Annotated in this window: 10 protein-coding genes and 1 pseudogene; 8 read left to right on the top strand and 3 right to left on the bottom strand. The window is 33.5% G+C overall.

Features of this window, described 5'->3' with window-relative positions; genetic code table 11:
* Nucleotides 1-199: 199 nt before the first annotated feature.
* The 4 genes from NI455_RS14855 (at nucleotide 200) to NI455_RS14840 (ending at nucleotide 2,872) form a co-directional block, all read left to right on the top strand.
* Nucleotides 200-535 carry a hypothetical protein gene (locus NI455_RS14855; protein ID WP_253114836.1) on the top strand — a complete coding sequence of 112 codons (336 nt, stop codon included), beginning with the start codon at nucleotides 200-202 and terminating at the stop codon, nucleotides 533-535.
* Nucleotides 536-1,163: 628 nt separating this feature from the next.
* The gene (repM, locus tag NI455_RS14850; protein ID WP_131262031.1) at nucleotides 1,164-2,096 is read left to right on the top strand and encodes a replication initiation protein RepM; all 933 of its coding nucleotides are present in this window, start codon (nucleotides 1,164-1,166) and stop codon (nucleotides 2,094-2,096) included.
* A 59-nt stretch (nucleotides 2,097-2,155) separates the two neighbouring features.
* The gene (locus tag NI455_RS14845) at nucleotides 2,156-2,716 is read left to right on the top strand and encodes a plasmid replication DNA-binding protein (RefSeq protein ID WP_004282224.1); all 561 of its coding nucleotides are present in this window, start codon (nucleotides 2,156-2,158) and stop codon (nucleotides 2,714-2,716) included.
* A gap of 12 nt (nucleotides 2,717-2,728) precedes the next feature.
* Nucleotides 2,729-2,872 (top strand): hypothetical protein, encoded by a 144-nt coding sequence (locus tag NI455_RS14840; RefSeq protein ID WP_001125247.1) that lies wholly within the window; start codon nucleotides 2,729-2,731, stop codon nucleotides 2,870-2,872.
* 182 nt (nucleotides 2,873-3,054) lie between these two features.
* Here NI455_RS14840 and NI455_RS14835 read toward each other — a convergent pair whose 3' ends face one another.
* Nucleotides 3,055-3,621, bottom strand: a complete 567-nt coding sequence (locus NI455_RS14835; RefSeq protein ID WP_253114835.1) for a helix-turn-helix domain-containing protein — start codon at nucleotides 3,619-3,621, stop codon at nucleotides 3,055-3,057.
* A 332-nt stretch (nucleotides 3,622-3,953) separates the two neighbouring features.
* On the opposite strand from NI455_RS14835, the gene NI455_RS14830 reads away from it, so the two are divergent.
* From NI455_RS14830 to NI455_RS14815, 4 genes are all read left to right on the top strand, one after another.
* The gene (locus tag NI455_RS14830) at nucleotides 3,954-4,154 is read left to right on the top strand and encodes a type II toxin-antitoxin system HicA family toxin (RefSeq protein WP_253114834.1); all 201 of its coding nucleotides are present in this window, start codon (nucleotides 3,954-3,956) and stop codon (nucleotides 4,152-4,154) included.
* 7 nt (nucleotides 4,155-4,161) lie between these two features.
* Complete coding sequence (locus NI455_RS14825; protein WP_253114833.1) at nucleotides 4,162-4,488, top strand: hypothetical protein; 327 nt, start codon at nucleotides 4,162-4,164, stop codon at nucleotides 4,486-4,488.
* A gap of 229 nt (nucleotides 4,489-4,717) precedes the next feature.
* A complete protein-coding gene (locus NI455_RS14820) occupies nucleotides 4,718-5,005 on the top strand; it encodes a BrnT family toxin (protein WP_005244624.1) in 288 nt (95 codons plus the stop codon).
* Entirely contained in the window at nucleotides 4,992-5,306 is a 315-nt protein-coding gene (locus NI455_RS14815) for a BrnA antitoxin family protein (RefSeq protein WP_253114832.1), read from the top strand. The genes NI455_RS14820 and NI455_RS14815 overlap by 14 nt, the downstream gene beginning before the upstream one ends.
* Nucleotides 5,307-5,422: 116 nt before the next feature.
* On the opposite strand, the gene NI455_RS15530 is transcribed toward NI455_RS14815, so the two are convergent.
* Together NI455_RS15530 and NI455_RS14805 are read right to left on the bottom strand one after the other, a co-directional pair.
* Nucleotides 5,423-5,782 (bottom strand): prepilin-type N-terminal cleavage/methylation domain-containing protein, encoded by a 360-nt coding sequence (locus NI455_RS15530; RefSeq protein WP_290447046.1) that lies wholly within the window; start codon nucleotides 5,780-5,782, stop codon nucleotides 5,423-5,425.
* 474 nt (nucleotides 5,783-6,256) lie between these two features.
* Nucleotides 6,257-6,496, bottom strand: a pseudogene (locus NI455_RS14805) (IS5/IS1182 family transposase); the annotation flags it as partial.
* Between the last annotated feature and the right edge of the window lie 232 nt (nucleotides 6,497-6,728).

The following is a 6,728-nucleotide window of genomic DNA, read 5'->3' as shown; positions in this document are numbered from 1 at the left end:
CCATGTTATATAACATTACACATCTTGCCAATATCACTGAAAGTTCAATTGCACATAAATGCATATAATTGCACATCAAAATGAATAAAAACCATTTAAAAGCTCATAGTTGCAGATAATTTCATATAAAATCATATAAAAGCTCTTAATTGCATATAGTTGCACATAATTGCATAAATTAAAGAAAGAGGAAGTCATTATGGTCACCAGACATGGCGCAAAGAAATTCATCATCTCTGTATTACCAGAAATAGAAAAACGGCTGGAATCTGGTTATACAATTAAGGAAATCCACGCTGATTTACCTGAGCTAGCGAACAATATTTCTTACAGTTCAGTTTTACGAAATTTGAGCAAAATGGGAATCAGTGAAAAAAAGCCACATTCAAATAAAATAGAAAAATCAGTGAACCTGGATACTGCTTCTAGTTCTAGCCAAAAAATAACGAATGCTCAAAGAAATCTTGAAAATCTACAGAAGCGACCTGAGAAATTTAAATTTGATCATGGAACAAATGATAAGGAATTAATCTGAATCCTCTTTAAATGTAGCTCTAAATGCTGCCTGTTTGCGATTTAAGCTCAAATTCACACTGGAAGGTACAGAACGAGTGTCTACGAGTGAAATCGCTGAAATTCGCGCTTAGACCCTCTGAAAAACAGCTTTTTAGGCTGTGAAGCCTAAATAAGCGTAAATTACATGCAGAAAATTGAGTCTAGATCGAGCGCAGCGAGTAAAAAAGCTCTATGAGCGAAGCGAATTCATCGTGCTTTTGCTTTTTATTAAAGTCACAACGAGATGAGCCAAAAAATTGCCCCGACGAATCGAGCGAAAGCGAGATTCAATAGAGTTTGAGCGTAGCGAAAACCAAGGGTAATTTTTCCTTGCCTGGGCTTTTAATTATTTTAAAGTTTTTAAATGCTTTTAGACATGCTGAAAGCCTTTGTTCACAATGCTTTCAAGGGTTATATGACTACGTTTACCTACCAATATAACTACGTTTACCTACCAATATGACTACGTTTACCTACCAATATGACTACGTTTACCTACCATAAGTCTACTTATTTTTTTTTGTAGATTTAACTACGTTTACCTTGCATTTAACTACATAATATTTTATATAGATTTATATTCAGAAATAAAAAAGTAGACTAATAACATGCGAGATCTAGTTGTAAAAGATAATGCTTTAATTAACGCAAGCTATAACCTAGATCTAGTTGAACAGCGACTTATTCTTTTAGCTATTGTTGAAGCAAGAGAAAGTGGTAAAGGCATTAATGCAAACAACCCTTTAGAAGTCCATGCAGAGAGCTATATCAATCAATTCAATGTTGCAAGACAGACTGCCTATCAAGCATTAAAGGATGCTTCAAAAGATTTATTTGCTAGACAATTTAGCTATCAAGAGATGAATAAACGAGGAAATATCGAAAACGTACTAAGCCGATGGGTTAGTGAGATTCGTTATGTTGACGCTGAAGCGACTGTTAAGTTAATTTTTGCACCTGCTATTGTTCCATTAATTACTAAACTCGAAGAACAGTTCACTAAGTATGAATTACAGCAAGTTAGTAATCTCAGTAGTGCTTATGCTGTACGTCTATATGAATTATTGATCGCATGGCGTAGCACTGGCCAAACTCCTGTTATAGAGCTTGAAGAGTTTAGAAAAAAAATTGGTGTGCTTGATGATGAGTACACAAGAATGGGGAACTTTAAAGACAGAGTCTTACATCTAGCTATGGCTCAAGTTAATGAGTTTACAGATATCACTGTTAAGTATGAGCAGCATAAAAAAGGACGTTCAATTTATGGCTTTTCATTCTCATTCAAGCAAAAGAAAAACGTTAACAAACCAAATCTAGAAGCTAGAGATCAAAACACCTTAGATATTTTCACCAAGTTAACAGATGCCCAGCGTCATTTATTTGCTAACAAATTGTCAGAACTGCCTGAAATGAGTAAGTATTCTCAAGGCACCGAAAGCTATCCGCAATTTGCCGTACGAATTGCCGAAATGCTATTAGATGCTGAAAAATTTAAAGAACTATATCCATATCTAGTAAAGGTTGGCTTTCAAACAAAATAAAGATAATGTTCAGTAATATGCTCACCTGAACATCCTTGTACATGAACAGAGGGATTGTATTGAACACTACAAAATTTAGCGTTATGGACGCAAGTAAAGCCTTTAAAAAATCACGGACAACAATATATGAGGCTTTAAAAAATGGTGAATTATCAAGAGATAATGATGGTCTAATAGACTTATCTGAACTTATCAGAGTTTATGGCAACCCAGTCGGTGTTCAGTCCAGTACACGTACTGAACAAGTTCAGAAGGATGTACAGGTACACGTTCAATCTGAAGTCGAAAATCTATTAAAAGATCAGATTTCTTTACTAAAAAATCAGTTAGATTTAGCAAATCAAAGAGAAAAGTCTTTGATGCAACATATTGAAGATCTTACTCATAGAATTGAGTTTAAAGGCACCTTAGAACAGTCACAACAAGAAAATATTGATAAGCTAAATGAATCTACAAATTCAAATATAGCAACGGATCCTCGGTCACAGACTGACTCTAACTATGACGAATTGACTACTTCCGAGAGTAAACGGATCCATCTTCCTGAGCATGTTGAACCAGAACCTAAAAAACGTGGCTTATTTGGCCGTGTGCTGAATGCTGTTTTTGATAATGACTAAGGGAGAGAGATCATGCCGAAACTGAAAGACATTGCCCTGGGAATTATTGTGGCCCCGCTGCTGATCCCGATCATGCTGATTGCATCGTACCAGGATAAAAAGGCACTCAAAAAAGAGCTGGATGAACGCCAAAAAGAAAAAGACCAGGCATCCTGATTATTCAATTGAGCTAATCAAAAGCGTGAAATATTGATCAAAGAATAGGCGTGGAACGTGAAAAATCATAAAAAAAGCCCGAACAGGGATGTTCGGACTATCAACTAGAAACTACAGCATTGATTTCTAAGTGGAATTATAACGCATTTCGTATAAGGTGTATTATGTTAATTTCAGCAAAACTAAACTTTAAGTTCATTAACAAATAATTTATTTTGCTCTAAAAACTTTACTACCTCACTAGCAGGAATACGAAATAAATCGGCCAATCTATCCTCTAATTTAGTATCGCCATCAGCATCGCTAAACTCTATATTAAATCCTTTATTTATACATCCGAACTTTCTTACAGTACGATAAGAATCCCGCAGCACTTCAGAATTTTCACTAGAATAGATATTAGCGATAGTATTTCTTTCATCAAGTTCAGTATCCAAAACATCTTCTTCTAGACGCGTTGGTACTTCTTTCTCGTTATATACATAGATATTTTGAGAGTCCAGTTCCTTCACTGTTCTATCAATGAACCCAACTAAATCTAACAAAGATAGATTTAGCAAACTCGCAGAACTTAATAATAACTCTAAAGAAACCGTTCTTATTCCAGACTCATACTTTGATAAAGATGAAGCTGTTGTCACTAAAGCATAAGCAAATTCACGTTGGTTCATTCCTCGTAGATTACGTAGATAAGATAAAGTCGCTCCGGCGACATCATTTATCTCGACTTTAACTTTATATTTCTTCATTTCAGCTCCTTAAACACACATATAAAATAAATGAAAAAACATATTGACGCAAGAAATATAACAACTATAGAATATATTTCACAAACTAAAAATAGTTAATATTTCCAAAAGGGAAACACAATGTTAGACATCTTAATTGATATTGCAGCAGAAGTTATCAAAGAAACAGTAAAAGAAAGCCTTAAGTAGGAGAAAAGAAATGCAAGACACATTAAAAGGCTTTATAGAGGTTCTTTTACCAAAACCTCCATTTCCACCCATTTTTTTCTAAACATGGATATAAGTAAGTTTAAAAGATAGGGCTTTAGGCCCTTTCTTTTTAAGGGAATAAGATGAAATTTAAAAGATTGAAGACAAAACAGGTTTTAAAGTTAGTTATATCTCTTGGCTGGTATTTCGATAGCCAAAAGGGTAGCCATAAGCATTTCAAGCATCCTATTAGAAAAGGAAAAATTACCATTCCAGATCATGGGGATCTCGATATAGGAACACTAAGAAGTATTTTTGGACAAGCTGGTATAGGAACTTATTGAGATACCTATGAAATTAATTATTAGCGCGATTTTCCTGTTTTTTTTAGCTGGAAGTGGAACTTTATATTTTATTTCACAACAACAGTTAATTCTTTCAAATCAACATAAAGAATTGATGATGATGGGAGAATTCTCTAAAGTGAATAAGCTGCAAACAACACTAAAACTTATTCAAGAAGCTCGAAAAGATAATTCAATTAAAGTTCATGAATTCAATAAAATAAAAAGAAATTTTACTTCTGAAATGAAGGAATATTTACGAAAAAATGGGCTAAAAAGTCAAACTTTACATATGAAATACAGGGTAAAAGGACCAGCAGAAGCATTTATTTAACATAATGGCGGTTATACGCAATACACATGTATATTAATTGAAATATCAATTACTTAAAAAATTAATCCTGATCATAAAAACCGCAAAAAGCCGATTTTGAAACAAGTCGGCTTTTTTATGAGCAGTTTTGATAGTTCTTGCCAATAAATTTGACTAGAAATTACGCTTCTCAACTTGAGTGATACAATTTTGTGATACATTATTGTATATACAAATTTGAATGTTTTTTATGAAACAGTATTTCGAATGGGATGAGGCAAAGAATCGAAAGAATCAGAAAAAACACGATGTCTCTTTCGAAACGGCAAGCCTTGTTTTTGATGATCCATTAAGGATCTCAATCCAAGACAGACATACCGATGGTGAAGAACGTTGGCAAACCATTGGAAAAGTAAAAGGCGTACTAATGCTCTTAGTAGCTCACACCATCTTTGATGAAGATGACTGTGAAATCATACGAATCATTAGTGCAAGACAGGTAACAAAAGCGGAGCGAGATAAATATGAGCATGGTTAGATACTCACGCAAAGAACTGAATGAAAAATTCAGCGACAAGCAAGATGCTGAAATTGAACGCTTGCTTGCTAAGGGAATGCTTCCTGACGATCAACTAGACCTATCAGATATTCCTGAAATTACCGACTGGAGTAATGCTGTACGCCACAATCAATTCTACCGTCCAGTGAAGCAACAAACATCTATTCGTTTAGATGCTGACGTACTTGCATGGTTTAAAGCTCAAGGCAAAGGCTATCAAACACGAATGAATGAAATCTTGCGGGATGCTATGCTCAAAGAATTAAAAAATCATCAGTAAAAATGGGAGCTTAAGCTCCCATTTTTGGCTTCTTATAACGTGTATCATATTAATTTTAGGAAAACTGAGTAAAAAATGCATCATTAAATATGCATTTTTTACTCTATAATTGAACATTAACTAGCAGCAAGTTCGCATGCTACTCGATTGGTAACCGTACATTTAGCAACAGGCTTAGTTGAATCACTAGGTTTAGGAATTGTTCCTTTAACAATACCACCCGTACCAAATGTGATATTTCCCGAACAAGCAGAACCGACCAATAAAGTGGCACCATCAGTCGGAGGAGTTTCAGATGGATCATTTAATTTAATAAGCACATCATTAGCAACACCTTTAACTTCTGCTTGACAAGCAGTAGTCGAAGACTTTTCTACATAAGATGTATATGCAGGTATTGCAATTGCAGCTAAAATGCCAATAATTGCCACGACAATCATTAACTCAATTAATGTAAAACCTTTTTGTAAAGCCATAATTTTCCCCTAACTTAAATAAAATGATTTTTTTATTCAATGCATATTTTATGCCAATATTTCAACTTATAGATAAATTATTTATTTTAATTGATAAAACGAACTTATTTCATCATAAATAATTACCGTAAAACCTATAAATATCAACAATTTTAGTCATATATAAAAATATAGAAGTATTTGAATTTATTTGGCTACTTAGTATAAAAACTAAAATACTAAATACATATTATTTAAGGAAACCTATAAACTGACATTTTTTGTCATATTTTAGATTTATAAACTGACATTTTTTGTCATATTTTTTTAAAAAAAAGTCAGCCTAAAATGTGGAGTTAGACTGACTTTTTTTAATTATATAAATTAAAAATCATTAAGTCTAGACAGAATTAAATATTCTCCAAATAACATCTCATTCTGTACGGCTTTGTTACCTAATAACAGAAAGATAGAGTTTTCCTAATCGAATCAAATTTAAGTGGCAACTTGAATATGAAAGCGACCTAATTCTGTGAATTTATTCAGGACTGCTACGCGTGCATGAATTTCATTCACCTGGCTAGAGAAACTTCTTGCTGTTAATTTATCGCCTAATAATTTGATGCAATGCATCTTGGTTTCCACCAAAATTCGACGATGATAACCAGACCACTTTTTCCAAAGAGATCTTCCTATCCATTTGAATATTTTCAATAACTCATTCCGCTCGATAGACTTTGCTTGTTTTGATGTGTACTGAAAAAAATAGTAGGTTAGCTTAGTAAACCATATACACCGTTTATTAAATAACTTCTATTTAACATAAAATCTCTTATTCGAAATTCAGGCTAACGCCACTATACAAGGTCACACACCTTACACTTTTTTAAAACTTGATCGCGGATCTGACTTTAGAAATGAATAGATCAATTGAATTTTGGTTCTTGGAAAAATCCAGCAGCAGCCC

The sequence above is a fragment of the Acinetobacter lwoffii genome, from assembly GCF_024129435.1.
Lineage (GTDB): Bacteria > Pseudomonadota > Gammaproteobacteria > Pseudomonadales > Moraxellaceae > Acinetobacter > Acinetobacter lwoffii_F.
The sequence above is the reverse complement of the archived record's forward strand: the minus strand, read 5'-3'. Positions and strand labels throughout refer to the sequence as shown.

Excerpts from the sequence above, each read along its gene's own strand:
- NI455_RS14815 (WP_253114832.1), top strand. The coding sequence starts at position 4,992 with ATGAGCATGGTTAGATACTCACGCAAAGAACTGAATGAAAAATTCAGC.
- NI455_RS14825 (WP_253114833.1), top strand. The coding sequence starts at position 4,162 with ATGAAATTAATTATTAGCGCGATTTTCCTGTTTTTTTTAGCTGGAAGT.
- NI455_RS14835 (WP_253114835.1), bottom strand. The coding sequence starts at position 3,621 with ATGAAGAAATATAAAGTTAAAGTCGAGATAAATGATGTCGCCGGAGCG.
- NI455_RS14830 (WP_253114834.1), top strand. The coding sequence starts at position 3,954 with ATGAAATTTAAAAGATTGAAGACAAAACAGGTTTTAAAGTTAGTTATA.
- NI455_RS14840 (WP_001125247.1), top strand. The coding sequence starts at position 2,729 with ATGCCGAAACTGAAAGACATTGCCCTGGGAATTATTGTGGCCCCGCTG.
- NI455_RS14820 (WP_005244624.1), top strand. The coding sequence starts at position 4,718 with ATGAAACAGTATTTCGAATGGGATGAGGCAAAGAATCGAAAGAATCAG.
- NI455_RS14855 (WP_253114836.1), top strand. The coding sequence starts at position 200 with ATGGTCACCAGACATGGCGCAAAGAAATTCATCATCTCTGTATTACCA.
- repM (WP_131262031.1), top strand. The coding sequence starts at position 1,164 with ATGCGAGATCTAGTTGTAAAAGATAATGCTTTAATTAACGCAAGCTAT.
- NI455_RS15530 (WP_290447046.1), bottom strand. The coding sequence starts at position 5,782 with ATGGCTTTACAAAAAGGTTTTACATTAATTGAGTTAATGATTGTCGTG.